The sequence below is a fragment of the Nocardioides sp. genome (assembly GCF_047602075.1).
Lineage (GTDB): Bacteria > Actinomycetota > Actinomycetes > Propionibacteriales > Nocardioidaceae > Nocardioides.
In genome coordinates this window covers 2,193,034-2,218,901 of the sequence record NZ_JASGIF010000001.1, presented here as the reverse complement: position 1 = coordinate 2,218,901, position 25,868 = coordinate 2,193,034, and the positions used below count along the sequence as shown (strand labels likewise).

Below are 25,868 nucleotides of genomic sequence, written 5' to 3'. Positions count from 1 at the left end.
CGCTTAGCCGGCCCCCAAGCAGCTAGTTCGGTCCCGTTTGGGGCTCCCGACCCCGTCTCAACCCCCATTCGGGACCGGATAACGCTCCAGGGTCGGTGAGAGGGGGCCGGTCAGCTCCAGAGGGTGACGTGGATGGCGGGCTTGAAGCGGCCGTGGGTGACGCTGCGGCCGCGGAGCATGGCCTGGGTGGCGCGGGGCGTGGTGACGAAGCGGGCCATCTCCTCGGCGGCGGAAGGTGCCTGTTTGCCGGCGAGGATGGAGATGTTCCACGAGCCCTGGCCCTGGACGGCGCGGCCCGGCACCTTGGCGAGCGTGCCCGCGGCCAGGTCCTGGGCGACGGCGAAGGAGACGGCCAGCGAGACGCCGGTGCCCCGCTTGGCCTCCTCGACGGCTGCGGCGTGGCTCTGGAAGATCTGCTGGCGCTCCTCGGGAACCCCGATACGCCGCAGCATCTGCGGGATCACTCCGGCGTCGCCCGCCGCCGCGGGGCCGAGCAGCCAGGTCTGGCTGCGCAGGAGGGCGGCCCCGGGTTGGCCGGTATGCGTCAACGGGTGATCGGGAGCGACGACCGCCAGGATCTGGTAGTTCAAGAACAGGGTGGTGCTCACCCCGGGCTCGGTCGTGGCCGGTCGAGGGCCGATGGTCGCGTCGACCGAGCGGGTGAGCAGGAGCGATTCGAAGTCGCGGGACCGGTGCACACTCAGCTCCACGTCGAGATCGCGTGCACGGTCGGCGAAGAACTCGATCAATCCCGGAGCGGCGTACTCAGCGAACAGGGACGTGGTGGCCAGCCGCAGCAGTCGTCGGCCGGCGCCGGCCGCGCGGACCTCCAGCACGGTGCGGTCCTGCAGGCCGAGCAGCTCGACCGCGCGGCTGGCGAGTCGCAGCCCGCCGGGGGTGAAGGCGAGTCCAGAGGAGGTGCGGGTGAACAGCTTGTCGCCCAACTCCTTGCGCAGCTGGCCGACGTGCAACGACACCGCTGCCTCGGTGACGCCGAGGTCGGCGGCGGCAGCCTTCACCGAGCCGAGCCGCACGACGCTGGCGAAGGCGCGCAGCTGGGTCGGGGTCATCGGGCGGATCCGGGCTCAGAAGGGAGGAGTGGCACGGCCCTGCATCGCCTCCCAGACTCGTGACGGGGTCAGTGGCATGTCGATGTGCCGCACACCGTACGGCGCGAGCGCGTCGACCACCGCGTTGACCACCGCGGGCGGCGAGCCAACGGTGGCCGACTCGCCCACGCCCTTGGCCCCGATGGGGTGGTGCGGCGACGGCGTCACGGTCATCCCGCACTCCCAGTCGGGGACCTCGAGGGCGGTCGGGATCAGGTAGTCCATCAAGGACCCGCCGAGACAGTTGCCGTGCTCGTCGAATCCGATGAACTGCATCAGCGCCATCCCGACCCCGTCGGTCAGGCCACCTTGGATCTGGCCCTCGACGATCATCTCGTTGATCCGGGTGCCGCAGTCGTCGACGGCGATGAAGCGACGGACCTTGACCACCGCCGTACCCGGGTCGACGTCGACCACGCAGATGTAGGCGCCATAGGGATAGGTGAGGTTCTCGGGGTTGTAGGACACCTGCGCGTCCAGGCCGCCCTCGACGCCGGGAGGCAGGTCGACCGCTCCGTGCGCCTGCATCGCGACCTCCTGAATGGTCACCCCCGCGCCGGGCACCCCGCGGACGTCGAACCGACCCTTGGTCCACTCCAGGTCGTCGGGCGCGACCTCCAACATCCCGGCCGCGATCAGCCGCGCCTTCTCCCGCACTCGGCGAGCGGCCAGCACGGCGGCGGCGCCGGAGACGGGAGTCGAGCGGGAGCCGTAGGTGCCCAGGCCGTACGGCGTGTTGTCGGTGTCGCCGTGGACGACCTCGACGTCGTCGGGATGGATGCCGAGCTCCTCGCCGACGAGTTGGGCGAAGGTGGTCTCGTGGCCCTGTCCCTGGGTCTGTACGGCGATGCGCACGACGGCCGACCCGGTGGGATGGACCCGCACCTCGCAGCCGTCGGCCATGCCGAGGCCGAGCATGTCCATCTCCTTGCGCGGACCCGCGCCGACCGCCTCGGTGAAGAAGGAGATGCCGATCCCCATCAGCTCGCCGCGTTCACGGCGCTCGGCCTGCTCGGTGCGCAGGTCGTCGTACCCCGCCATCCGGAGCGCCTCGTCCAGGGTGGCGGCATAGTCGCCGGAGTCGTAGACCCAGCCGGTGCGGCTGGTGTAGGGGAACTGGTCGGGGCGGATGAAGTTCTGTCGACGCAGGTCGACCGGGTCGCGACCGAGCTCGCCGGCGAGCAGGTCGACCATCCGCTCGACGAGGTAGACCGCCTCGGCGATCCGGAACGAGCAGGCGTAGGCGACGCCGCCCGGGGCCTTGTTGGTGTGCACCGCGGTCATCGAGCAGTAGGCCGCCTCGAGGTCGTAGCTGCCGGTGAAGACCCCGAAGAAGCCGCCAGGGAACTTGCGCGGCGCCGCGGTGCCGTTGAACGCGCCGTGGTCGGCGAGGACATGACTGCGCAGGGCCAGGATCCGGCCGTCGCGACTGGCGGCGATCTCGCCGTGCATCACGTAGTCCCGCGCGAAGCCCGAGGCGATCAGGTTCTCGGTGCGGTCCTCGGCCCACTTCACCGGACGGTCGGTGAGCATCGACCCGACGATCGCGCAGACATAGCCGGGATAGATGGGCACCTTGTTGCCGAAGCCGCCGCCGATGTCGGGGGAGATCACCCTGATCCGGTGCTCGGGCAGGCCGGAGAACATCGCGAGCATGGTCCGGTGCGCGTGCGGCGCCTGCGTAGTGGACCACAAGGTGAGCTTCTCCTCGACCCGGTCGAAGGACGCCACCGCGCCACACGTCTCCATCGGGGCGGGGTGCACGCGGGGGAAGACCAGCTCTTGACGCAGCACCACCTCGGCGCGGTCGAACACCGCGTCGGTGGCCGCCGCGTCGCCGGTCTCCCAGTCGAAACAGTGGTTGTCGGTCTTGCCGTCGAGGTCGTCGCGGATCACCGGAGCGTCCGCATCGAGGGCGTGGCGTACGTCGACCACGGGCGGCAGCTCGTCGTACTCCACGTCGATCAGCTCCAGCGCGTCGCGCGCGGAGTAGCGGTCCTCGGCGACGACGAAGGCGATCTCCTGGCCCTGGAAGCGGACCTTGTCGGTGGCCAGCACGGCCTGCTGGTCGCCGGAGAGGGTCGGCATCCAGGCCAGCCCGCGCTCGGCCAGCATCGCGCCGGTGACGACGGCCTTGACCTTGGGGTGCGCCTCGGCGGCCAGGGTGTCGACGGAGACGATCCGGGCGTGCGCGACCGGGCTGCGCAGGATGGCCAGGTGCAGCATGCCGGGCAGGGTGAGGTCGTCGAGGTAGCGGCCGCGGCCGCGCACGAAGCGGCGGTCTTCTTTGCGCAGCATCCGGCCGTGCCCGAGCGGGTGCTGGTCGTTGTCGACGAACTCCTGGACGCTCACTGGTCCTCCTCCTTCCCGAAGGGGTGCGCGGCAGCCCACTGGATCGACCGGACGATCGCGGCATAGCCGGTGCATCGGCAGATCTGCCCCGAGATCGCCTCCCGGATGGTGTGCTCGTCCGGGTCGGGATCGCGGTCCAACAGAGCACGCGCCGACATCAGCATCCCGGGCGTGCAGAAGCCGCACTGCAGCCCGTGGCACTGCATGAAACCCTGCTGGACGGGGTCGAGCTCGCCCTCCCACTCCAGGCTCTCGACGGTGCGTACGTCGTGGCCCGCGGCCATCGCGGTCAACACGGTGCAGGACTTCACCGGCTCGTCGTCGTAGAGCACTACGCAGGTCCCGCAGTTGCTGGTGTCGCAGCCCCAGTGCGTGCCGGTCAGCCCGAGCTCGTCGCGCAGGAAGTGCACCAGCAACAGCCGAGCCTCCACCTCGCCGGTGACCTGCTCGCCGTTGACCGTCAGGCTGACCTCCATCAGACGACCGTCCTCATCGGGTGATCGCTCTCATCGGTTGGCCTCGGCGATCCGCTGCCAGGCGACCCGCAGCGTCCGGCGGGTCAGCTCACCGGCCAGGTGGCGCTTGTAGTCCGCCGACCCACGGCTGTCGGTGACCGGCCGGCAGCGCTCCTCGGCGATGTGTGCCGCGGCCTCCCAGGCCTGCTCGCCGGGTGCCTGCCCGTGCAGGGTGGCCGACACCTCGGGGATGCCGGTGGTGTTAGGGCCAACGGCGGCGAGGCCCACCCTGGCGTCGGCGATGGTGCCGTCCTCGTTGAGCCAGAGCGCCGCTCCGGCCGCGGTCACGGCCCAGTCGCCCGCACGCCGGTCGACCTTGGCGTAGGCGCTGCTGCCTCGCGGGCGGATCGGGATGCGCACCTCGGTCAGCATCTCGGCGTGGTCGACGACGGTCTCGTAGGGCCCGAGGTGGAACTCGTCCATCGACACCACCCGCTCGCCGCGCTGGCCGGTGATCACGCAGCTCGCGTCCAACGTGGTGCACACCGAGGACAGGTCCTCCGACGGATCCGCCTGGCACAGGGCGCCGCCCAACGTCCCGCGGTTGCGCACCGGCGGGTCGGCGATCACTCGCTCTGCGTCACGGAAGATCGGGCACACCTGGGCCAGGTCGTCGGATTCCAGCAGCTCCCGGTGCCTGGTCATCGCGCCGATCCGCACCTCGGTGGGCGTGATCTTGATGTAGCCGAGCTCGGTGTGCAGGTCGTTGATGTCGACGAGGTACTCCGGGTTGGCCAGCCGCAGTTTCATCATCGGAAGCAGGCTGTGTCCACCCGCGATCAACCGGGCCTCCTCGCCCAGTCGATCGAGGAGTCCGATCGCGTGCTCCACGCTGGTCGCCCGCTCGTATTCGATCGGAGCTGGCACCTGCACGCTGGCCCTCCCACTGCCTCGACCGGCCTCGACGTGACCCCCGTCACGGTGGATGCTACGTCGCCTGCCGGTTCCAGGCTCAGGGCACGGGCGCCAGCTCGGGTGCCGAGGACTCGGGGGAGGTGGGCCAGTGCTGGGGGCGGGGGACCGAGCGGATGCTGCGGCTCCCGGTGAGGTAGCAGGCGAGGAGCGTGCTGGCGACCAACAGGGCGGCGACGGCTGCGGGACCGCCGTACCGGTGCAGGAGCCAGCCGCCGACCAGCGGGGAGAGCGGCATGATCGACATCGACAAGAACTGCGAGGTGGCCGCGACCCGGCCCTGCAGGTCGGCGGGGGTGATCGCGACGCGGTAGGCGCCGATGCCGGCGTTGCCGGCGGGGTTGATCAGGAGCAGCACGAACGAGGAGACCAGCGCCGTCATCGGCGTCATCGACCTCAGCAGCGGCACCAGGGGCAGTGCGCACATCCAGGCGACGGCGAGGGTGAGTCGGCCGGTCGGTAGGCGGTCGATGAGGTACGGCGCGGCGAGGGCGCCGAGGATCCCGCCCAGCCCGGCCGCGGTCTCGATAAGGCCGATCTGGCTCGCGGGGTAGCCCTGCTCGACCAGCCGCATGATCACCACGAAGAAGATGGCGTTGGTGACCAGGTTGGTCAGTGGCGCCCAGCTCATCAGCACCCGTAGGAACGGCTGGCTCCACACGAACCGCATCCCGTCGGCGAGCTTGCGCCGCATCGTCGGTCGATCGGCGCGACGGGGCGGTGCGGACAGGTCGGTGCGAATGCGGGACAGGGTCAGGCAGGAGACGGCGTAGGTCACCGCGTCCGCGGCGAAGGGGAGCCACCGGGTGATGCCGTACAACAGGCCGCCGAGGGGTGCGCCGAGCAGGCCAGCAACGTGCTGGCGTGCCTGGTTCTGCGACAGCGCGGTAGGCAGGTCCTCGGTCGGCGCCACGGTCCGGATGGCCGAGATCTGGGCTGGCGCGAAGACGCCGGCCGCAGCCCCGGTGACGGCTGCGACGACGCCTAGGTGGATCAACGTCAACTGTCCGAGCGCTCCGGCGATCGCGAGGGAGCCATAGGCGACGAGTCCGGTGACGCTCGCTCCGATCATCAATCGGCGCCGGTCCACGGTGTCGGCCCAGACTCCGGCCGGGAGCAGTGTGGCGGCCAGCCCGAGCAGATAGGTCGCCTCGATCACCGCGGCGACCAGGGTCGAGCCCGAGAGGGCATAGGCGATCAGCGGATAGACGAAGACCGACATCCGCGAGCCGAGCTCGTTGACGGTCTCCCCGATCCACAACACGGTGAAGTCGCGGTTCTTGGCGAGGGTGCGATAGCTGGACATAACCCGCAACATATCTTGCGCAATGATAGTTGCGCAAGACTTCGTGCGGAATTTGCTAGGATGGCGCCGTGACCGACTCCGCAGACCAGACGAACGATCCAGCGACGGATTCAGCGACAGACCCCGGCGCCGCGGGAGCCGACCCCCGAGTGCTCCGAGCGATCGCCCATCCGGTGCGCAACCGGATCATCGGCGAGATGGAGGCGGCCGGGCCGATGCGCGCGGCCGACGTGGCCGCTGTGATGGGGATCCCGGCGAACCAGGCCAGCTTTCACCTGCGCCAGCTCGCGAAGTACGGTCTGGTCGAGGAGGCGCCCGAGGCCGCCCGCGACGGGCGGGACCGGGTGTGGCGGTTGACCTCGGGGGACCAGCTCCGGATCGATGTCAGTCGGATCGAGGAGGCGCCGGGCGGACAGGCTGCGGTGAATGTCTGGCGCCGGCACGCCTCGGCCCGGGCACACGAGCTGGTCGATCGCGCCTACGAGCTGCGCCGCCGAGAAGGCACCAGCTCGGCGATCATCGAGGGCACCATCCGGCTGACCCGCGACGAGGCCGGCGAGTTTGCCACGGCGTTGGACCAGCTCTTCGACGAGTGGGTGGCCCGCACCCGCGGCGCCGCCGACGATGCCCCCCGCGAGACCTACCACCTGTTCGCGCTGCTCCAGCCCTACGACGCCGACTAACGTCCTCGAGGCACCGGCGTTCACGCGGATCATCCCCATCGATGGTGTCGTTGGGATGAGCTGACTATGGGCGGGACCAGCGGGGGTCCGATAGACGCCGACGTGAGCGGCGGGCGTAACGCTGCGATGGCTTCCGGCCAAGTAGGAGTTATGCGGGAGACAGAGAAGAACGAGATTCTCCGGATCGCGAACGATCCGGAGGCATTCGAAGGGTTCTACCGGGAGTACCTCCCGGTCGTCCGCCGGTTCGTTGCTCGGCGCGTGTCCGACCCACACCTCGCCGCGGATCTGATAGCCGACATCTTCTTGGCGGTGATCGACTCCGCGCATTCCTATCGGCCCGAGCGCGGCAACCCCCAGGGGTGGCTCATCGGCGCCTCCCGGAACACGGTTGCGGCGGAGTTCCGCCGACGCGCGAGGGAACAAGGGGCAGTACGTCGCATATCTGGCCGACGTCTGCGACTCCGACGAGGTTCTACAGATCTCGCTGCTCACCATCAAACAAGACAACGCAGATCGGGTCTTCGTCTCCTTCACCGATCTGCCCGACGTCTGCTGAACCAGCCTGGTCGCCGGCGGCCTCGGAACTCGGCGGCGCCCTCGACGGGGATGGGCCGCTACCGTGACCACGTGCCCGCGCCACTCCGTCCAGCCGATCCGGAGGCGGTGGCGAGTGCGCTGGCCGCGAGGGCGGCGGGGGAGGTCACGTCGGCCGAGTTGAGACTGCTCACCAAGCACTTCCTGGCCCTGTTGGCGGCGGTGGCGCCGGGGAAGTCGGTGGAGGTGCGGGTGCCGCCGTACGCCGCGGCGCAGGTCGTGCCGGGCGTGCGGCACACCAGGGGTACGCCGCCAGCGGTGGTCGAGCTCGACGCCGAGACCTGGATCGCGCTGGCCCTCGGTGACCTCACCTGGACCGCCGCCGAGGAGGCGGGGCTGGTTCAGGCCAGCGGGGAGCGGGCCGACCTGGCGCCGTACCTTCCCCTGCGCTGACGACGCCGCGCCGCGAAACCTCAGCCGACGGCGACGATGGCGCGGAAGCCGGCCAGCAGGACGTCGAGATCCTCCTCGGTGGCCACCAGCGGCGGCGCCAGCCGCACGGTCTGGCCGTGAGCCTCCTTGGCCAGCACCTGGTGGTCGACGAGCTGCTCGCAGAAGTGGCGGCCGGTGGTCAGCTCGGGGGAGATGTCGATGCCTGCCCACAGGCCGCGGCAGCGGACCGCGTCGATCCCCTGGCCGACCAGTGCCTGCAGGCCGTCGGCGAGATAGGCCCCCAACACCTCGGCGCGCTTCTGGAACTCGCCCTCGCTCAACATCGCGACGACCTCGCGACCGATGGCGGCCGCGAGCGGGTTGCCGCCGAAGGTGGAGCCGTGCGTGCCCGGCGTGATGACTTCGAGCACGTCACCGTTCGCGGCGATCGCCGACACCGGGTAGAGGCCGCCGCCGAGCGCCTTGCCGAGGATGTAGATGTCGGGCACGACGTCCGCGTGGTCGCAGGCGAACGTCCGCCCGGTCCGGGCCAGCCCGGACTGGATCTCGTCGGCGACCATCAGCACCTGCTTGCGGTTGCACAGTGCGCGGACCTCGGGCAGGAAGCCGTCGGGTGGGATGACCACGCCGGCCTCGCCCTGGATCGGCTCGAGCAGCACGGCCACGGTCGAGTCGTCGATGGCCGCCTCGAGGGCGACGAAGTCGCCGTAGGGCACCAGCCGGAAGCCGGGGGTGTACGGCGCGTAGCCGGTTGTCGCGTCGGAGTCGGTGGAGAAGCTCACGATGGTCGTGGTGCGGCCGTGGAAGTTGCCCTCCATCGCGACGATGTTGGCCTGGTTCTCCGGCACACCCTTGACCAAGTAGCCCCACTTGCGGCTGACCTTGATCGCGGTCTCGACGGCCTCCGCGCCGGAGTTCATCGGCAGGACCATCTCCTTGCCGGTGAGCTCGGCCAGATCGCGAGAGAACGGCCCCAGCTGGTCGTTGTAGAACGCGCGGCTGGTGAGCGTAAGCCGGTCCAGCTGCTCGTGCGCCCGCGCGACCAGTCGCGGGTGCCCGTGGCCGAAGTTCAGCGCCGAGTAGCCGGCCAGACAGTCGAGGTAGCGGTTGCCCTCGACGTCGGTCACCCAGGCGCCGTCGCCCTGCGCCAGCACGACCCGGAGCGGGTGGTAGTTGTGCGCCGCGTAGGTCTCGGTGAGCTCGACATGGGTGTGCGTGTCGCGGTCGGAGACGACGGCGGAGGAGAGGGTCTGGGCCATGTCGGCCATCGTCGCACCTCGGATCGGCGTACGGCAAATATTGTCGGACAATCTTTCGGACGTGTCGTGGTGCCGGCCGACGAAGCCTTCATGAGGTGTGTGACGCTTCGACCACCTACCTTGTGAAAGCGACAGCCCGCACGACCACCAGGCCCGGGCGCGACCCGACGGGGCCGGCCCCCGAGATCGAAGGAGAGCAGATGACCACTGACGACCTGCGAGCCCGCCTGGCCGAGGTGCTTCCGGGCGTACGCCGTGACCTGGACGCCCTGGTCCGGATCGAGTCGGTGAGCGCGGACCCGGAGCGAGCCGGTGAGGTGCAGCGGAGCGCGGAGGCGGTCCGGGCGCTGTTCGAGGCGGAGGGGTTCGATGCGCAGGTGCTGTCGGTCGACAACGGGGCGCCGGCGGTGGTCGCGCGCAAGCCGGCACCGCCCGGGGCCAGGACCGTTCTGCTCTACGCCCACCACGACGTCCAGCCCGAGGGCGACCACGCCGACTGGGACTCGCCGCCCTTCGAGCCGACCGAGCGCGGTGACCGGCTCTACGGTCGCGGGGCGGCCGACGACAAGGCCGGCATCGTCACCCACCTGGGTGCACTCCGAATGCTCGGCGACGAGCTCCCGGTCGGGGTCACGGTCTTCGTCGAGGGCGAGGAGGAGGTTGGCTCGGACAGCCTGCCCGCCTTCCTGCGCGAACACCGGGACCTGCTCCAGGCCGACGTCATCGTGATCGCCGACTCGGGCAACTGGGACATCGGGGTCCCGGCGCTGACCACCTCTCTGCGTGGGCTGGTGCGGGTCGACGTCGAGGTGCGCACGCTGCGCCACGCCGTCCACTCCGGAATGTGGGGCGGCCTGGTGCCCGACGCGCTGATGGCGCTCAACCGACTCCTTGCCAGCCTGCACGACGACGCGGGCAACGTCGCGGTCGAGGGCCTCGTCGCCGGACCGGCCGCTGACGTCGTCTACCCCGAGGAGCGGCTGCGCGCGGAGTCCGGCGCCCTCCCCGGCACGCACTGGATCGGCGACGGCTCCGCGGTCGAGCGACTCTGGACCAAGCCGTCGATCACCGTCACCGGGATCGACGCCCCCAAGGTCGCGGGCGCCTCCAACACGCTCACCGCCGTCGCGCGAGCCAAGATCAGCCTCCGTGTCGCGCCCGGCGACACCACCGCCAACGCGCTCGCCCGCCTCACCGCGCACCTCGAGGCGCACGTCCCCTGGGGCGCGCAGCTCACGGTCACCACCGTCGACACCGGTGAGGCGACCGAGATCGACGCCACCGGCCCGGCGTACGACGTCGCGCGCGCGGCCTTCACCGAGGCCTGGGAGGGCACTGCCCCGATCGACATGGGGGTGGGCGGCTCGATCCCGTTCATCGCGGAGTTCGTCGACACCTTCCCGGGTGCGAGCGTCCTGGTCACCGGGGTGGAGGATCCCGACACCCGCGCCCACGGAGCCAACGAGGGTCTGCACCTGCCCGAGTTCGAGCGGGTGATCCTCGCCCACGCGCTGCTGCTGCAGGGGCTCGGCCCGGACGTCTGAGCCGGCGTCCGCGCTAGGCGCGTGCCACGCTCGTGTGGATGCGGGCGCCCGGCCGCGCACGCCGTACACTCGGGCGAGTGGCGAACCCCCGCACCCCAGGCCGCCGTGGCGGCGACGGGCGGCTGACCGCAGCTCTCGACCCACTCGACCAGGGCCCGCAGGATGCTTGCGGAGTCTTCGGGGTCTGGGCGCCGGGCGAGGACGTCGCCAAGCTGACCTACTTCGGCCTCTACGCGCTCCAGCACCGCGGCCAGGAGTCCGCCGGGATCGCGGTGAGCAACGGCCGCCAGATCCTGGTCTACAAGGACATGGGCCTGGTCTCGCAGGTCTTCGACGAGACCACCCTCGAGTCGCTCAAGGGGCACCTGGCGATCGGGCATGCGCGCTACTCGACGACGGGTGCGTCGACCTGGCACAACGCCCAGCCGACCTTCCACCCGACCCTGGACGGCTCGCTGGCGCTGGCCCACAACGGCAACCTGATCAACACCACCGAGCTCGCCCAGATGGTGGAGGACCTCGGCGAGACCGAGGGCGAGCTCGACCTGCACGTCAAGCTCCCCAACGAGACCACCAACGACACCGCGGTCGTCACCTCGCTGCTCGCGCACCACATCGGCCAGACCGTCGAGGAGCGCGCGACCGAGCTGTTGCCCCAGCTCAAGGGCGCCTACTCGTTCGTCTGGATGAACGAGCACACTCTCTACGCCGCCCGCGATCCGCAAGGCATCAGGCCGCTGGTGCTCGGCCGGCTGGAGCGCGGCTGGGTCGTCGCCAGCGAGGACGCGGCGTTGGTGACGGTCGGCGCGAGCGTGGTCCGCGAGGTCGAGCCGGGCGAGCTGATCGTGATCAACGAGGACGGGCTGCGCTCGCACCGGTTCGCGGATCCCGACCCCAAGGGCTGCGTGTTCGAGTACGTCTACCTCGCCCGCCCCGATGCCACCATCGCCCGTCGCAACGTCCACGAGGCGCGCGTCGAGATGGGCCGTCGACTGGCCCGGGAGTTCCCCATCGACGCCGACCTGGTCATGCCGGTGCCGGAGTCGGGCACCCCGGCTGCCACCGGCTACGCCGAGGAGAGCGGCATCCCCTTCGGCCAGGGCTTCGTCAAGAACTCCTACGTCGGCCGCACCTTCATCCAGCCCAGCCAGACCCTGCGCCAGCTCGGCATCCGGCTCAAGCTCAACGCCCTCGAGCACATGATCCGCGGCAAGCGGCTGGTCGTGGTCGACGACTCGATCGTGCGCGGCAACACCCAGCGCGCCCAGGTGCGGATGCTCCGCGAGGCCGGCGCTGCCGAGGTGCACGTGCGGATCTCCTCGCCGCCGGTGAAGTGGCCGTGCTTCTACGGCATCGACTTCGCCACCCGCGCCGAGCTGATCGCCAACGGCCTGGACATCGAGGAGATCCGCGCCAGCATCGGCGCCGACTCCCTCGGCTACATCTCCTTGGCGGGGATGATCGAGTCGACCGGCCAGCCGGCGAGCCAGCTGTGCGACGCCTGCTTCACCGGCCGCTACCCGATCCCGCTGCCCGACGATTCCCGCCTCGGCAAGCACCTGTTGGAGCAGTCGCTGACCACCGAGGCGCTGCCCATCTTGAACAATCCCTGACCCCGCCACCGACCGGCCGAACGCCCGAGGAGTCACCGTGACCTCATCCGACAACGCGTACGCCGCTGCCGGTGTCTCCATCGAGGCCGGTGACCGCGCCGTCGAGCTGATGAAGGAGTGGGTCGAGAAGGCTCGCCGCCCCGAGATGGTCGGCGGCATCGGCGGCTTCGCCGGTCTCTTCGACGCCTCGGCACTGAAGGCCTTCGACCGGCCGCTGCTCGCGACCTCGGCCGACGGCGTCGGCACCAAGGTCGCCATCGCGCAGGCCCTCGACAAGCACGACACCATCGGCTACGACCTGGTCGGCATGCTCGTCGACGACCTCGTCGTCTGTGGCGCCGAGCCGCTCTTCCTGACCGACTACATCGCCACCGGCCGCGTCGTGCCCGAGCGGATCGCCGCGATCGTGCAGGGCATCGCCGAGGCCTGCGTGGAGGCGGGCTGCGCGCTGATCGGCGGCGAGACTGCGGAGCATCCTGGCCTGCTCGGGCCGGAGGAGTACGACGTCGCAGGGTCGACCACCGGCGTCGTCGAGGCGGACCGGCTCCTCGGCCCGGCCAGAGTGCGGCCGGGCGACGTCGTACTCGCGATGGAGGCCAGCGGCCTGCACTCCAACGGCTTCTCCCTGGTCCGGCACGTGCTGCTCTCCGAGGCGGGCGCCGGCTGGTCGCTCGACCGCGAAATCGCCGAGCTCGGCCGCACCCTCGGCGAGGAGCTGCTCACGCCGACCCGCGTCTACGCCAAGGCCTGCCTGGCGCTGGCCGACCAGACCGAGACCCACGCGATGTCCCATGTCACCGGCGGCGGCCTGGCGGCCAACCTCGAGCGGGTCCTCCCAGCCGAGGTCGCCGTCACCATCGACCGCAACACCTGGACCCCACAGCCGATCTTCGACCTGGTCCGCCAGGTGGGCTCGGTGCCCCAGCCCGACCTCGAGCAGACCCTCAACTGTGGGGTCGGCATGGTCGCGCTGGTCGCCCCCACCGACGCCGACGCCGCCGTCGACCTGCTCGCCGACCGCGGAGTCGCCTCCTGGATCGCCGGTGAGGTCACCCAGGCAACCGCCACCAACGGTGGCCGGGTGAGCCTGGTCGGTCAGCACCCCAGTTGGTAGCCGGCGAGGGACTGTCTCGGCAGGTTGAGAGCCCGTCGCCAGCCGCTCAGCGGATTTTCACGCAGATGGCGAACCCAAAATCGGGGCGCGGCGTGCGGGAACACCCACCGAGCAGGTAGCGTTGTCCCCACGAGAAACTGACCAATCAGACCGGGGACCTCGCATGGCGACGGAAACCCGGCCAAGTGCGAGGGGGTCGACCCTATGGGGCGCGGCCGTGCAAAGGCTAAGCAGACGAAGGTCGCCCGCGACCTGAAGTACCGCACTTACGAGACGGACTTCGGGGCGCTCGCGCGCGAGCTGCATGGCAACACCGACGACGGCGATCAGGCCGAGACCGACCAGCACGACGACTGGTCGGACTACGCCGAGCCTCGTCGCGACTAAGAGGTGCCACCTCTGACCTGGCGCACTGTCCGGACGGCTGAGCCGTCCGTCGGCAACGGACCTGGATCCGCACCCGAGCGGTCACCCCGCTCGGACACCCGAGCGGCTACTGCGCTCGGGTGGTTTGTGTCGCCACGCCCGGTCGTCATGACTCCCGCCCGGAGGCTTCCGCGCCGCGCGCGGAAGGCTCGCAGTTGGGACTCGGGAGACGGCTGTGACGCAGGTCGACAGTTCGTGATCGGATAGTTGTCCAGACCGGGCGTGGGACTGCTCGGATCGTGGGTTAAACGTGGCAGAGTGGTGACACCTGCTCGGCAGGTAGTCGGCTCCAGCTGACGCACTCGGGAACGTTGATTCGGGTCCGGTGCGGTATATGGGGGCCGCACCGGGACCCGATCCGCGAGAGCGGCAAGGCCGCCTCCATTCTCGACAGCCGGGCGGGCACCGCGTGTCGGCGCTGACCGGCGTACTCCCCTTCCCCGGTGGTGTGAGAGTTTGGTCGCAGAGCCCGGAGGGAGACCCTGTGACCGACTATCCGTACGCCGACCGCTATCCGGTCAACCGTGTGCTTCCCGAGCACGGCCGACCGAGGGCGGAGATCCTCGCCGAGCTGACCGCGATGGCCGAGGAGGAGGACGCCTTCTGGGAGACCGGTCGCGTCTCCGGGACGATGTACTGCGGCGACCACGAGCACTACGGCTTCCTCACCGAGGCCTTCGCGAAGTACGCTCACGTCAATGCACTGCAGCGTGACCTGTGCCCGTCCGCGACGCGGTTCGAGGGCGAGATCATCGCGATGGTGCTGGACCTGATGCATGCCGACCAGGTGAGCGACAGTGAGCCGGCGGGGATGGTCACCGCCGGCGGCACCGCCAGCATCTTGCACGCGGTCCTCGCCTACCGCGACCATGCGCGAGCGACCCGAGGGATCACCTCGCCCAATGTGGTCAAACCCGAGACGGCGCACCCGGCGTTCGACAAGGCCTGCCACCTGTTCGGCGTCGAGCTGCGGACCGTCCCGGTCGACCCGGAGACCACGACCGTGCGGCCGGAGGCGATGGCCGAGGCGATCGACGAGAACACCATCGCCCTGATCGGCTCGGCCGGCAACTATCCCTACGGGACCATCGACCCGATCGCGGAGTTGGGTGCACTGGCGCTCGAGCATGGGATCGGCCTGCACGTCGACGGGTGCCTGGGTGGCTTCATCCTGCCGTTCGGCGAGGAGCTCGGCTACGACGTACCTCCGTTCGACTTCCGGGTGCCCGGCGTGACGACCATCTCGGCCGACACCCACAAGTACGGCTACGCCTTCAAGGGCACCTCGGTGCTGGTCTTCGGTGACAAGGCACTGCGCAACGCGCAGTACTTCCACATCGTGGGTTGGTCGGGCGGCAAGTACATGTCGCCCGGGATGGAGGGGTCCCGCTCCGGCGGCCTGCTCGCCTCGACCTGGGCATCGATGGTGCAGCTGGGTCGAGCGGGCTATCGGGAGTATGCCCGAGCGATCTTCGCCACCGCCGAGGCCATGATGGCCACGGTCCGCAGCCATCCGGACCTGCGCATCATGGGCAGCCCGACGTTCTGCTTCTCCTTCACCTCCGACGCGTTCGACATCTACCACGTCGCCGACTTCATGCGCCCGCGCGGCTGGCGCTTCAATGGCCAGCAGTACCCCAACGCGATCCATATGGCGGTCACTCGACCGCAGACCCAGCCGGGTGTGGTCGACGACTTCGCGAAGGACCTCGCCGAGGCGGTCGCCTACGCCAAGGAGCGCTCGGCGGAGGGGATCACGGCCGAGTCAGCCGCGATCTACGGCGGGGTCGCCGGCGGCCTCACCAGTGATGTCGAGGAGTTCATCTGCTCCTTCATGGACGCGATGATGGACAACTTCCAAGGGCTGCCGCCGGTGTTGACGGAGGCACCGTGAACCAGGCCGTGCCGGGTGGATCCGACGCGGAGGCCACAACCGGCGGGCTCGTCCTCGCGATCGACCTGGGCAGTGGTGGCCCCAAGGTCGGCTACGTCACGGTCACCGGATCGCCGGTGTGGTGGTGGTACGAACGTGGCGACGCCGTCCACGGTGCCGCCACCCAGGACGCCAACGCGTGGTGGGACCTGGTCGTGGCTGCCGCTCGGCGCGGGGTCACCGAGGGTGGGGTTGACGGGTCGACAGTGGTGGGTGTCTCGGTCACCGGTCAGTGGGCCAGCACGGTCCCGGTCGACGAGCGCGGGCTGCCGGTCGGCGAGTGCCTGATGTGGAGCGACACCCGGGGTGGGGAGCACTCCTCGGAGCGGTTCGGCGGACCGATCGCGGGGTATGCCCCCAAGGTGCTGGCCATCTGGCTGCGCCGCTCCGGTGGCGTGCCCAACCCGGCCGGAGCCGACCCGATCGCACACATGCTCCATCTCGAGCGCGACCGACCTGAGGTGACGGCCCGCGCGCGGTGGTATCTCGAGCCCGTCGACTACCTCACCATGCGGTTCACCGGCGTGGCCGCCGCGTCCCCGATGTCGATGACCGCTGCGTGGCTGACCGACAACCGTGACCTCCGCCAGCTCGCCTACGACCCCGTGCTGGTCGGGCTGGCGGGTGTGAACGCCGACCGGCTCCCACCCCTGGTGCGCAGCGGCTCCATCGTCGGGACCGTGCTGCCCGAGGTGGCAGCCGAGATCGGCATATCACCGGACGCGCAGGTCGTGACCGGTGCTCCGGATCTGCAGAACGCCTGCGTCGCAGCGGGCGCGATCGAGCTGTTCTCCCCACATGTCTCGCTGGGGACCTCGGCCTGGGTGAGCTGCCCGGTGCCGAAGAAGAAGACCGACATCGTCCGCCAGATGGCGGCCGTCCCCGGCATCGGCGATGGTCACTATCTGGTGGCCGACAACCAGGACAACGCCGGTCGCTGCCTGGAGTGGTTCCGCGGCGCGGTCGCCCCGGAGACGTCGTACGACGACCTGGCGGCGGAGGCCGCGACCAGCACACCTGGGGCCGGCGGTGTCATCTTCACGCCGTGGCTCACCGGCGAGCGGAGCCCGATCGACGACCGGCTCGCGCGGGGCGGCTTCCAGAACCTGTCGCTGGAGGCGACCCGGGCGGACCTGACCCGAGCCGTCCTGGAGGGGGTGGCCATGAACCTCCGGTGGCTGCTCGGCGCCGCCGAGAAGTTCACCGGCCGCCGCCTCGACCCCATTCGCCTGATCGGCGGCGGCGCCCAGCTGGACCTCTGGTGTCAGATCATGGCCGATGTCTGCGACCGCACCTTCCAGCGCGTCGCCGACCCGTTGGTCGGTGGCCTGCGCGGCTGTGGCCTCTTCCTCGGCATGGCGATCGGTGAGATCGACCCCGCCGAGGTGCACGGCCTGGTGCCGATGGACGGCGTCTTCACGCCGAACTCCGCCCACCGGGACGTCTACGACCGGATGTTCGGCGAGTTCCCCAAGCTGTACTCCCACAACAAGGGAACGTTCCGCCGGCTCAACCGCTGACCCCGTCTGCCGCGGTGCCCGCGACCCATCTCCCGCGGTGCCGCGGTGCCCGCGACCCATCTCCCGCGGTGCTGTAGTGGGTTGGGACCCGGTATACGGGGCACTTTGCCACCACAAGACCGCGGCAGACGCAAGAAGACCGCAGCAGACGCTACAGCCTCGCGGGAGATGGCTCTCCGATGGTGGCCAGGGGCGGGGTCGAACCGCCGACCTTCCGATTTTCAGTCGGACGCTCGTACCAACTGAGCTACCTGGCCGGGCCGGGCTGGTCGGCCCGGGCGGAGTCACCATACCCGAGCCGACCGAGCCGTGCTGAATCGGCACAGGCGAGCATTTTGGCCGGTCGTCCGCGCCGCCCCTATGCTGGTCCGGCGCCCGCAGACGCCGTACGACGACGCTCCGGGTGAGGCCCCCATCGTCTAGCGGCCTAGGACCCCGCCCTTTCACGGCGGTAGCGCCGGTTCGAATCCGGTTGGGGGTACCAAACACCGAAGACCCCTCTGACCTGCGGAGACACAGTTCCGAGGGCGCTCAACTTCGCTGACCGGAAGAGCCTCTGGAAGGGCTTGGGCCGCATGTGGGCCGCAAGACGATCAACGTCTACTCTCGACTACGGGGTTCTCGCGGCGTTTGCGAGTTGCTTCCCGGGCCGCTTCCAGTGTCGGCGCCGACTTCGCTGGGAGTGCTGGGAGTGGGTCTGGGTGACGGCAAGTGTCGAGCGTCGCCGTGGCTGAGACTCGGGCCGGCACCTGCCTGAGCGGCCTTGACGTCAGCGTCCGCGGCAACAGCGAGACTCGCAGCGGTATCGCAGAGGTGGGAGTAGGGGCCCATCGCTGGAGTGGCGGGGGGTCTGCAATACCCCGGCTCGGTCGGATGGGGGCTTTCCTTCCTGAGCGGAGCATGGGAGAGCTGTCGGGCTGGGGGCCGAACGCTATGGCATGCTGAGGTGAACGAGCGCGGGTGTCGAGGGTGTATGTGATGCTCGAGCGTATGTGCGCAGCATCTTGGGAGGGTCGGTCCCTATGAGCGGGTGGGTCTCGACGCATCGGTCGAGTCTTGAGGAACAGGCGGCTCTAGTCACCTTGCTCAGGATGAGGCCGGGCAACCGATCTTGGACTGAGTTGACGGCGATGGTGCTTGAGCGCGGCAGCGTCGAGGAGGTGCTCGACGAACTAGATCCGACCGAGTTGTTCGTGTCTGCGAACCAGAAGGCAGCGCGTGCCGAGGGGCTGGCTCAAGCAAAGGAGTGGGTGAACGACGGGTTGAGGTTCTGCACGATCCTAGATGGCTGTTACCCGGCTTCGGTCCGTGAGATTCATCAGGCCCCGCCTTTCTTGTTTGCGGCTGGTGAGCTCCGTGATGAGGATCCGGCGGTGTCCGTCGTTGGATCCCGCAAAGCGTCTCAGCGCGGACTGGGAATGGCTCGGAACATCGCCCAGGCCCTGGTTCAGCGAAAACTCTCGGTGATCGCCGGTCTCGCGGCTGGCATCGACACAGCGGCACATACCGCGGCACTTGAGGCGCAGGGGCGGACGGTCGCGCTCATCGCGACTGGCATCCGACGGCAGTACCCGGCCGAGAACAGGGCACTGCACGACGAGATCGCCTCCAAGGGTCTTCTGCTATCGCAGTTTTGGCCGGACGCGCCACCCCAAAAACACAACTTCTTGATGCGGAACGCCACGATGTCTGGGTACGGGTTGGCCACGATTGTCGTCGAGGCCGGCGAGTACAGCGGCGCGCGCGCACAGGCGCGGATGGCGGTTGAGCACGGGCGACCGGTGATCCTCACTGATCTAGTTGTCGACTCCACAGAATGGGGGCGGTCGTTCGTTGGTCGTCCGGGTGTGACCGTTGCGTCATCAATGGATGAGGTGATGTCTGCAGTCGACGAAATCCGCGCCCAGGCGGATCGCATCGACACCATCCTGGGCGGTCTCGTCGCGGTCTGATGGTTACACGGGCGGTACTTGATGAGCTAAAGAGCTTCCTCGTCGCCTACGCAGGGCCCCGGAAAGGTCGTATCTCAGCAGGTCAGGGTGCATGTGAGGGCTCGTTCTGGGTCGCGTGAGTGATGTCTGGTCGCGGCGGCGATGTCGTCGTACCCGGTCAGGCGCAGCAGGTTGAGCGCGGTGTTGCGCAGCGTGGCCATGACGCGGGGAAGGACGCCGGTGCGGACCTGGGAGCGGTCTTCGTCGTAGGTCACGTCGCGGACCCAGTGGAGCTTGTTCTCGATGGCCCAGTGGCCTTGGACCCAGGCGGCCAGGAGAGCGGGCGCGGCATCGCGAGCGTGGGCGGAAGTGATCAGGTAGACGACCTCGACGCTCTTCTTCCCTGCCTTGGTCACGGTGCGCCGGAGTTGAGCGACTTGAGAGACGCCGGTGAACTCGGGCCAGCCTGGCAGTGTCGGTGCGTCGATGACCTTGATGGTCCGGGTCGCGCGCCGTCCGTGACCACGGTCGGTCGAGCGGGCGCCGGCCGGGACCTTGTTCCAGGGCAGCTTCTTCAACGCTGCCAGGAGCTTGGGACGGTTCGCCTTGACCGTGAAGACGTAGTCCGCGCCCGCGTCGAGGATGACCTTCGCGGTGTCGTCTTGAGTGTGCATCGCGTCAAGGGTGATCACGCATCCGCGCAGGTCAGAGGGCGTGAAGGCAGCGAGCAAGTCGCGCACGGCCGGGATCTCGTTGGACTTCGCTTCGACCTGATGTTGGCCCACCACGACACCGGTGGCATGGTCGAGCGCTGCGATCAGATGAGGCGCCGAGGTCGCTGCCGACCTCGCGCCACGCACGGTCTTGCCGTCGATCGCGATCACCCGACGACCAGTGCTGTGACGGACTCGGCACCAGGCGTAGAGCGCCAGGGCAGCATCGAGTGCGGCCGCGTCCAGGCGAGCAAAGAGCTTGCGTAACGTCGACTCCACCGGTGCCGCATCCATACCGAACCGGGCGAGTTGGCCGGTGTCGAGGTCGGCAGCGAACTCGCCGATCGCGGCGAACGACTTCGCGCCCGCGACCACCGCGCACACTGCGACGGCGAGCATCCCGGCCAGGGGGAACCTGACTCCGCGAGGGTCACGCGGGTCGGGCACACGGGCAAGAGCGGTGAGCAGATCGGCGCGTTCATCGATGTTCGCGCCGGCCATTGGGGAAGATGGCATCGACGGGTGGGGCTCTCTGGTCCGGACGGTTGTGTGAGAACTCCCATCCCAGTCCCGCCGGCCCCATCCGTCACAGCCGCCACGCCGGTCTCACCCACACGTTTCCCCAGGTCACAGCCCCGCCAGCCGACCTTTCCGGGGCCCTGGGGGTTCGGCCCTGGCGCGAGCGTGGGGGTCAGGTATTGGTGAGCGAGGTGGCGGGTCACGCGGTATGTCGTCTCGCCGAGGAGAATTCGGTGTCTCAAGCATGACCAGCGCGCCGTGCCCGTTGAGGACGGTTTGATCGGTCAGGAACCCCCGGGTCGGTGAGGGTGAAGACGAGTCGGTCCCATGTTTCGTAGGCGGCGCCGTTGTCGTAGATGTTGGCGAGCCAGTGGAGCCGGTCGGCCTGATGCTTTGTCGTCTTGGACAGGTCCGGCATTTCGGGGCCAGTCACGTGATGTGAGGCACCTGTGCTATTGCTGTCAGCCTTTCGTCGGCGTAGCGTCGATACATGCGTGCGGGTCTTTCCGTCGGTGGAAGGTGGGTCGGTGCTGAGGCGCGGCTCCGTGTGGTGGCGCTGGGCGTTGCACTCGGCATGATTGGTTGCCTTTGGGCGCAGCCTGCGGTGGGGGTACAGGTTGGCGCGGTTGCCTCCGGCGCCGACTACACATACGGGATGCGTAGCAAGGTCGGCGAACCCGGGCACTTCATCTACGGTGACCACGCCCGAGCGTATTGGCCGGGCGTTACATTCCCGGATGGAACGTTCTTTCAGGCTGGCGTGGTTGACTCGGATAATGGCTGGGGCTCAGATAAGTGTTCTACTGGCTTCGCTACATTCGAGACGGCTCTCTACGGCGGGCATAGCCTCTTCTCTGACCTTTACAACATTCGCAACTGCAACTATTCCGGGGACCACTACTTCACACTGGATCGAAGTTACAGTTCAACTGACACTCTCTGGAAGTGGAAGCTTGAGGGAAAGAAGGTTGGGCCAACCTTACACTTCTCGAACTTCACCAACACCTCGTTCCAAAAGAAGAATGCTGGCGCCATATCGGAAATCGTATATGTGGGCAACATTCCTAGTGGTCTGCCTTTCCCGACCGTTGAATACTCTCCATCGATACAGTTCAAGAACTCGAGCGGCGTATTCGAAGGAGCCACTCACGGGCGGGCTCTGATCAGCTCCGACAGAAACGGACTATGCCAATACGCCGTCAAGTCCCCTGGACACAATCAGGTCGTAACGGGTAAGAGCGGGAACATCAATCCTCCTCAATGCTACTCTAATGGAGATGACTTATGGAACTAATCAGGATGTTAGTTCCGAGAAGTGCGGTTATCGCCGCAGCTACCTTCGCAGCTGTAACCCTTAGCCTATGCGGGTGCGCCGGGAGGCAGCCTTCTGGCGATCCGCTCAGTGATACTTCGTCCGTGCCCGGCGATGCCAGTCCCACGGTGCAGGGATCGCCGCTGCCCACCTGTTTTGGCATCGATGAACAACCTGAGGTGGATGATCTTGTCCTGGGCGGACAAAGCGTTGCTCTGGTCTCCTTCGTGATTGAGGAGGCTTCGGACAACGCGGACGAGTCGCCACTCTACTTCCCGCCCGTTCGCGATGTTCAGCTTATTGCGGGTGAACTGACCAAGGGGGACGTATCTAGGCTCCGCATGCCGGCATTAGGAAAGCAAGGCTTGCTTCCCGGCAGTTACGCGGCGCTGATCGGCGATGACGGCGCTCAAGGAAGCTACTTCACCTCGCTCGGCTACTCAGGACTCTTTAGCTTCTCCGGCGATGAACTGACCCAGATCTGCGGCCCCGGAGACGACAGATTCGGCCTATCACCAGCACCCGGAGAGCCAGTGTCGGTGACTCAATTCTCTGACTGGGCGATCCCGGATTTCACAAAGGTCCAGGAACTGCTCGCGCAAGTCCCCACGAGTGATCCTGCGGAGTCTGAAACGCAGTCGACGGACTAGCCAGGCCCCCTTGAGGGGGCGCCCGTTCCGAGCTGAAAATCTGTGTGTGGTCGCTCGATCGACGACGCTCGCCCTATGGTCTGTCACGAGGCTGTGGACTAGCTTGCGCGCGGGGACCGGCACGGGCACATGGTCGGTACTTCATTCTGGTCAAGGCCCACCCGGCCGGGCCGCTGACGCGGCAGGGTTGGAGGTGGCTCGGTGCAGGTCGACGCCCTGCTGAAGGTGACCATCGACGAGATAGTCGAAGACTTCAGTCCCGACGCAAGACCTGCTGATTGTGGATCACCGCGGGCCGGTCGTCGCCAACATCTTGATCAGCGCCGTCCTTGGCCGCCGGATCAAAGCGACGATCGCCAGTCACGCCGAAGACGGGGCTTCTTCGCTCCCGAGGTCGCCTGCGCTGGTGCCCCAGCATCTACCGGGCGTATTGACCAATGTGCGGGTCGGTCGGCTCGGTCATGCCGCCGTGGACCGGAACCAGGTCGGGTGGGTGCCTGGTGGTCTAGCGACCCTTGATGCAATTTGAATCAAACGAGTAGGATATGACCATGAAGGACATTGCCGAGAGCACCGAGAGCAGGAGTCAGGCCTCAAAGAGAGCGGACTACGGAGAGAAGGTTCTCTGGTGTCTCTCGGAGATGAAGATGGGCGAGGCGGCGGATGTTCCGTTGACGGTGGTCCTGATGTCGTTCGCGCGGCCGACGGGAGCGTGGGCTAGCTCTGTGGGTCGGAGCACGTCTTCGGACCGCTTGGAGAGCCTCGTAGCAGATGATGACGCCTGCGAGGTGCTTGTCGGCCTGCAGTCTGGGGACTCTGAAGCGCGTCTAAGTGCCACCCGGGCGCTTCGCGAACTCGTGGAAATTGAACAGATCCGTGCCGCTCTGAACGCCGAACGCGATGGTCGCACCCAACGAGAGATCGGGAGGCTGCTGGGCGTCTCGCAGACAGAGGTCCATCGGATGCTCCGGCGGGCGAAGAACGCGGGCACAGACTGGGTGCGCGTCGCGCCGCGTGAGTTGATTCTCAGGTACCGGGCCGGACTTATCTCACGTGGCACGCTCCTGGGTCGCCTCAATGGCATCGAGGAAGGGCAGGTGGCTCCGCACTCAGGCGACGGGTACACCCCTGGTGCCTGGGACCAGGTGCGTGATGCCTTCATGGATGGGCTATTGACCGAGGACGAGTACGAGGAGTTGCGAAAGCAGTCCCGCAGCACGAACCAGCGCGCCGCTGCACCGGCAGGTCCACAGCGAGCCACCGAACAAGGGGGCCTTTGAGGTGCCGAGCCACGATCTCCGCGGGGAGGTGGCCGAGCAACTCGAGCGACGGTGCGCCGACGGCGGCGACCTTCACACGAAGAGTCCCCGCAGCACTTGGCAGATGTACGGAGACTCCCCTGCACGGCTGCGCATTTGGCGCACCGCGCTCGAGGAGCTTCTGTCCGAGCAGAGAGACGTCGACCTCGGTGGCATCAGCCGCAAGACCTTCTACGCGATCCGCGCCCGGGCAGAGCAGGACGGCCAAGCCGCGGCGTTGGAGCCGAAGTCGCGTCGACCGCACGCGAGTCCGACCAAGATCGCCGATGACGTCAAGGACCAGGCGTTGGGGGTGCGGGCGGCGTTGGAGTCATCGGGCCTGGACCATGGCCCGATCTCGGTGCACGACAAGATGCTCGCGTTGGGCATGAGCCCGGTGCCGTCGGTTGCGTCGCTGGCGCGGATCTTCCGCGAGAAGGGCGTCGCGCGTCTGGAGCCGAAGAAGCGGCCCCGTGCGTCGTGGCGGCGGTTCGTCTATCCCGCGCCGAACGCGTGCTGGCAGCTCGACGCCACCGAGTACGTCCTGACCGGTGGCCGCAAGTGCGTGATCTTCCAGCTCATCGACGACCACTCCCGCTACGCCGTCGCCTCCCACGTCGCATGGGGCGAGACCGCCGACGCGGCGGTCTCGGTGTTCGACAAGGCCGTCGCCGCCCATGGCGTGCCCCAGCGGCTGCTGTCCGACAACGGCGTCGCGCTCAACCCGACCCGGCGCGGGGTCCTGGGCCGACTGGTCCTGCGCGCGAAAGAGCTGGGCACCGAGCCGATCACAGGCAAGCCCTACAAGCCGACCACCCAGGGCAAGAACGAGCGGTTCCACCAGACCCTGTTCCGCTGGCTCGACAAGCAGCCGCTGGCCGACAGCCTCGCCGAGCTCCAAGCACAGGTCGACGCGTTCGACCACATCTACAACACCCAGCGCCCTCACCAGGGGCTGCCCGGGCGGGTCACGCCACTGGCCGCGTGGCGGGCGACCGCGAAGGCTGAGCCACCACGGCCCACGCCCCGGCTCTTCACACCTACGCCTCGGCCGAAGCCTGCTCCGATCCCCACTGACCTGCCAGCCGACACCCAGGTCAGACAACTGACCTGCAACGGCACCCTCACTCTGAACAAGGTCTCCTACAAAGTCGCCGGACGCCGCCGCTACGAGCACGTCCTCGTCATCACCGACGGCGACAACATCACCATCGCCGACCTGCAAGGCGAGATCCTCATCGAACACACCACAGCAGCACCAGGCGTGACCTACGTCGGCAACGGACGACTACACAACCCCGACTTCGGCGAACCCCAGCCCGCCGACCCCGAAACGTCACCGAAGTCCTGACACACAAACCGTCACCGATGTCCTGATGCAGAACTGTCACCGAAGTCCCGAGACATCACACTGCTTACTTCATGATCAGGGCACAACTCGTTGCGGATGGACGAGACCCCAGCGGCCTATATCGAGAAAGGCGCATCCCGGGGGCCGCGAAGAACGGCTCGGGCAACTACGGTCTGGCGGACATCGTCTACATCTCCCCAGACAAGAGCGTCGCCTGGGTGTGGGAGGTCAAGTCGCTCGGCCGGGCGTACAGGGCGACCGGTGAGGCGGAAGCGTACGGAGAGAAGTTGGTCGAGGCAAGGATGGCAAGAGAGGCGCTGCTCGGTTGGGCCATCGGAGGCCCTTGGGCCGTCTCGGGTATTGGCCCTCGGGCTCCGACGTCCTTCTGGGGCTATGGGAATGGTCAGGTGATCTACACCAGAGCCACCCGACCCAAGAGTGTTCCGTACGAGGTTCCGAGGGCCGTTAGGAAGCCGGTGGAGGTCCCAGACGAGGTGCCGCGCGAGGTCCCCCTCCGGGTGCCGGTGACCGCCCAGCCCCCCGGCTCGCCTCCGGTCTTCGCCCCCGCACCTCCTGGGGTCCGTGCGCAGTTCCCGACCATCAACCTTCCAGCCCCGCCGGAAGGGCTCGTGACCGCCGGCAAGTGGGTTGCGACGGGAGCCGTGATCGCGGGCGTCGGAGTGGCCGGCTTCGGGGCGTGCACCCTCTCATTCGGGATGGCGTGCCCGGCAAACTAGGCGTGCAACTATTAGCCTCTTGACGACGCGAAATGGACAACCGATGCGTCCCCGATGGCAGTCGCAGCGAGGAGTTGGTGG

21 protein-coding genes, 2 tRNA genes and 2 pseudogenes are annotated in these 25,868 nt (G+C 68.3%); 17 read left to right on the top strand and 8 right to left on the bottom strand.

Annotation, left to right across the window (positions count from 1 at the left end):
• Positions 1 to 110: 110 nt before the first annotated feature.
• The 5 genes from QM714_RS11200 to QM714_RS11180 all read right to left on the bottom strand — a co-directional run bounded on the left by QM714_RS11200 (position 111) and on the right by QM714_RS11180 (position 6,194).
• Positions 111 to 1,070, bottom strand: a complete 960-nt coding sequence (locus QM714_RS11200) for a LysR family transcriptional regulator (protein ID WP_415100426.1) — start codon at positions 1,068 to 1,070, stop codon at positions 111 to 113.
• A 15-nt stretch (positions 1,071 to 1,085) separates the two neighbouring features.
• Positions 1,086 to 3,461: an aerobic carbon-monoxide dehydrogenase large subunit gene (locus QM714_RS11195; RefSeq protein WP_415100424.1), complete on the bottom strand. Its 2,376-nt coding sequence runs from the start codon at positions 3,459 to 3,461 to the stop codon at positions 1,086 to 1,088.
• Positions 3,458 to 3,937 carry a (2Fe-2S)-binding protein gene (locus QM714_RS11190; protein ID WP_415100422.1) on the bottom strand — a complete coding sequence of 160 codons (480 nt, stop codon included), beginning with the start codon at positions 3,935 to 3,937 and terminating at the stop codon, positions 3,458 to 3,460. Before QM714_RS11190 ends, QM714_RS11195 begins: the two co-directional genes overlap by 4 nt.
• A gap of 30 nt (positions 3,938 to 3,967) precedes the next feature.
• Positions 3,968 to 4,849 (bottom strand): FAD binding domain-containing protein, encoded by an 882-nt coding sequence (locus QM714_RS11185; RefSeq protein WP_415100420.1) that lies wholly within the window; start codon positions 4,847 to 4,849, stop codon positions 3,968 to 3,970.
• A 79-nt stretch (positions 4,850 to 4,928) separates the two neighbouring features.
• Positions 4,929 to 6,194 (bottom strand): MFS transporter, encoded by a 1,266-nt coding sequence (locus QM714_RS11180; RefSeq protein ID WP_415100418.1) that lies wholly within the window; start codon positions 6,192 to 6,194, stop codon positions 4,929 to 4,931.
• A gap of 68 nt (positions 6,195 to 6,262) precedes the next feature.
• Here QM714_RS11180 and QM714_RS11175 point away from each other — a divergent pair, with 68 nt between their 5' ends.
• The 4 genes and pseudogenes from QM714_RS11175 to QM714_RS11160 all read left to right on the top strand — a co-directional run bounded on the left by QM714_RS11175 (position 6,263) and on the right by QM714_RS11160 (position 7,867).
• Positions 6,263 to 6,877, top strand: a complete 615-nt coding sequence (locus tag QM714_RS11175) for a helix-turn-helix domain-containing protein (RefSeq protein ID WP_415100416.1) — start codon at positions 6,263 to 6,265, stop codon at positions 6,875 to 6,877.
• 66 nt (positions 6,878 to 6,943) lie between these two features.
• A pseudogene (locus QM714_RS11170) lies at positions 6,944 to 7,237 on the top strand (sigma factor); the annotation flags it as partial.
• A 31-nt stretch (positions 7,238 to 7,268) separates the two neighbouring features.
• Entirely contained in the window at positions 7,269 to 7,436 is a 168-nt protein-coding gene (locus QM714_RS11165; protein WP_415101096.1) for a hypothetical protein, read from the top strand.
• Between the two features lie 71 nt (positions 7,437 to 7,507).
• Positions 7,508 to 7,867 carry a sterol carrier family protein gene (locus QM714_RS11160; protein WP_415101070.1) on the top strand — a complete coding sequence of 120 codons (360 nt, stop codon included), beginning with the start codon at positions 7,508 to 7,510 and terminating at the stop codon, positions 7,865 to 7,867.
• A 20-nt stretch (positions 7,868 to 7,887) separates the two neighbouring features.
• On the opposite strand, the gene rocD is transcribed toward QM714_RS11160, so the two are convergent.
• A complete protein-coding gene (rocD, locus tag QM714_RS11155) occupies positions 7,888 to 9,126 on the bottom strand; it encodes an ornithine--oxo-acid transaminase (protein WP_415101068.1) in 1,239 nt (412 codons plus the stop codon).
• A 200-nt stretch (positions 9,127 to 9,326) separates the two neighbouring features.
• Between rocD and QM714_RS11150 the strand changes: the two genes are divergently transcribed.
• The 6 genes from QM714_RS11150 to QM714_RS11125 all read left to right on the top strand — a co-directional run bounded on the left by QM714_RS11150 (position 9,327) and on the right by QM714_RS11125 (position 17,276).
• The gene (locus QM714_RS11150) at positions 9,327 to 10,670 is read left to right on the top strand and encodes a dipeptidase (protein ID WP_415100414.1); all 1,344 of its coding nucleotides are present in this window, start codon (positions 9,327 to 9,329) and stop codon (positions 10,668 to 10,670) included.
• Positions 10,671 to 10,747: 77 nt separating this feature from the next.
• Positions 10,748 to 12,283, top strand: coding sequence for an amidophosphoribosyltransferase (gene purF, locus QM714_RS11145; RefSeq protein ID WP_415100412.1), 1,536 nt, complete (start codon positions 10,748 to 10,750; stop codon positions 12,281 to 12,283).
• A 37-nt stretch (positions 12,284 to 12,320) separates the two neighbouring features.
• Positions 12,321 to 13,397, top strand: coding sequence for a phosphoribosylformylglycinamidine cyclo-ligase (gene purM / locus QM714_RS11140; protein WP_415100410.1), 1,077 nt, complete (start codon positions 12,321 to 12,323; stop codon positions 13,395 to 13,397).
• A gap of 204 nt (positions 13,398 to 13,601) precedes the next feature.
• Positions 13,602 to 13,784 carry a DUF3073 domain-containing protein gene (locus tag QM714_RS11135; RefSeq protein WP_415100408.1) on the top strand — a complete coding sequence of 61 codons (183 nt, stop codon included), beginning with the start codon at positions 13,602 to 13,604 and terminating at the stop codon, positions 13,782 to 13,784.
• A 523-nt stretch (positions 13,785 to 14,307) separates the two neighbouring features.
• Positions 14,308 to 15,717 carry a pyridoxal phosphate-dependent decarboxylase family protein gene (locus tag QM714_RS11130; RefSeq protein ID WP_415100406.1) on the top strand — a complete coding sequence of 470 codons (1,410 nt, stop codon included), beginning with the start codon at positions 14,308 to 14,310 and terminating at the stop codon, positions 15,715 to 15,717.
• A complete protein-coding gene (locus QM714_RS11125) occupies positions 15,714 to 17,276 on the top strand; it encodes a xylulokinase (RefSeq protein ID WP_415100404.1) in 1,563 nt (520 codons plus the stop codon). The genes QM714_RS11130 and QM714_RS11125 overlap by 4 nt, the downstream gene beginning before the upstream one ends.
• A gap of 180 nt (positions 17,277 to 17,456) precedes the next feature.
• On the opposite strand, the gene QM714_RS11120 is transcribed toward QM714_RS11125, so the two are convergent.
• A tRNA-Phe gene (locus tag QM714_RS11120) sits at positions 17,457 to 17,533 on the bottom strand.
• Positions 17,534 to 17,684: 151 nt separating this feature from the next.
• Here QM714_RS11120 and QM714_RS11115 point away from each other — a divergent pair.
• Positions 17,685 to 17,760: transfer RNA gene (locus tag QM714_RS11115), tRNA-Glu, on the top strand.
• Positions 17,761 to 18,406: 646 nt separating this feature from the next.
• Positions 18,407 to 19,228, top strand: coding sequence for a DNA-processing protein DprA (locus QM714_RS11110; RefSeq protein WP_415101066.1), 822 nt, complete (start codon positions 18,407 to 18,409; stop codon positions 19,226 to 19,228).
• 74 nt (positions 19,229 to 19,302) lie between these two features.
• Here the strand turns inward: QM714_RS11110 and QM714_RS11105 are convergent, their stop codons facing one another.
• A complete protein-coding gene (locus QM714_RS11105; RefSeq protein ID WP_415098348.1) occupies positions 19,303 to 20,421 on the bottom strand; it encodes an ISAs1 family transposase in 1,119 nt (372 codons plus the stop codon).
• A gap of 508 nt (positions 20,422 to 20,929) precedes the next feature.
• Here QM714_RS11105 and QM714_RS11100 point away from each other — a divergent pair.
• The 5 genes and pseudogenes from QM714_RS11100 to QM714_RS11080 all read left to right on the top strand — a co-directional run bounded on the left by QM714_RS11100 (position 20,930) and on the right by QM714_RS11080 (position 25,787).
• Positions 20,930 to 21,733 (top strand): hypothetical protein, encoded by an 804-nt coding sequence (locus QM714_RS11100; RefSeq protein WP_415100402.1) that lies wholly within the window; start codon positions 20,930 to 20,932, stop codon positions 21,731 to 21,733.
• A 122-nt stretch (positions 21,734 to 21,855) separates the two neighbouring features.
• Complete coding sequence (locus tag QM714_RS11095) at positions 21,856 to 22,401, top strand: hypothetical protein (RefSeq protein ID WP_415100400.1); 546 nt, start codon at positions 21,856 to 21,858, stop codon at positions 22,399 to 22,401.
• Positions 22,402 to 22,952: 551 nt separating this feature from the next.
• Positions 22,953 to 23,681, top strand: a complete 729-nt coding sequence (locus tag QM714_RS11090; protein WP_415100399.1) for a hypothetical protein — start codon at positions 22,953 to 22,955, stop codon at positions 23,679 to 23,681.
• Between the two features lie 133 nt (positions 23,682 to 23,814).
• A pseudogene (locus QM714_RS11085) lies at positions 23,815 to 25,076 on the top strand (integrase core domain-containing protein).
• A 45-nt stretch (positions 25,077 to 25,121) separates the two neighbouring features.
• Positions 25,122 to 25,787 (top strand): hypothetical protein, encoded by a 666-nt coding sequence (locus QM714_RS11080; protein ID WP_415100397.1) that lies wholly within the window; start codon positions 25,122 to 25,124, stop codon positions 25,785 to 25,787.
• Positions 25,788 to 25,868 lie beyond the last annotated feature (81 nt).

Excerpts from the sequence above, each read along its gene's own strand:
- QM714_RS11180 (WP_415100418.1), bottom strand. The coding sequence starts at position 6,194 with ATGTCCAGCTATCGCACCCTCGCCAAGAACCGCGACTTCACCGTGTTG.
- QM714_RS11110 (WP_415101066.1), top strand. The coding sequence starts at position 18,407 with ATGGTGCTTGAGCGCGGCAGCGTCGAGGAGGTGCTCGACGAACTAGAT.
- QM714_RS11090 (WP_415100399.1), top strand. The coding sequence starts at position 22,953 with ATGAAGGACATTGCCGAGAGCACCGAGAGCAGGAGTCAGGCCTCAAAG.
- QM714_RS11135 (WP_415100408.1), top strand. The coding sequence starts at position 13,602 with ATGGGGCGCGGCCGTGCAAAGGCTAAGCAGACGAAGGTCGCCCGCGAC.
- QM714_RS11190 (WP_415100422.1), bottom strand. The coding sequence starts at position 3,937 with ATGGAGGTCAGCCTGACGGTCAACGGCGAGCAGGTCACCGGCGAGGTG.
- QM714_RS11200 (WP_415100426.1), bottom strand. The coding sequence starts at position 1,070 with ATGACCCCGACCCAGCTGCGCGCCTTCGCCAGCGTCGTGCGGCTCGGC.
- QM714_RS11080 (WP_415100397.1), top strand. The coding sequence starts at position 25,122 with ATGATCAGGGCACAACTCGTTGCGGATGGACGAGACCCCAGCGGCCTA.
- QM714_RS11100 (WP_415100402.1), top strand. The coding sequence starts at position 20,930 with ATGCGTGCGGGTCTTTCCGTCGGTGGAAGGTGGGTCGGTGCTGAGGCG.
- rocD (WP_415101068.1), bottom strand. The coding sequence starts at position 9,126 with ATGGCCCAGACCCTCTCCTCCGCCGTCGTCTCCGACCGCGACACGCAC.
- QM714_RS11105 (WP_415098348.1), bottom strand. The coding sequence starts at position 20,421 with ATGGCCGGCGCGAACATCGATGAACGCGCCGATCTGCTCACCGCTCTT.
- QM714_RS11150 (WP_415100414.1), top strand. The coding sequence starts at position 9,327 with ATGACCACTGACGACCTGCGAGCCCGCCTGGCCGAGGTGCTTCCGGGC.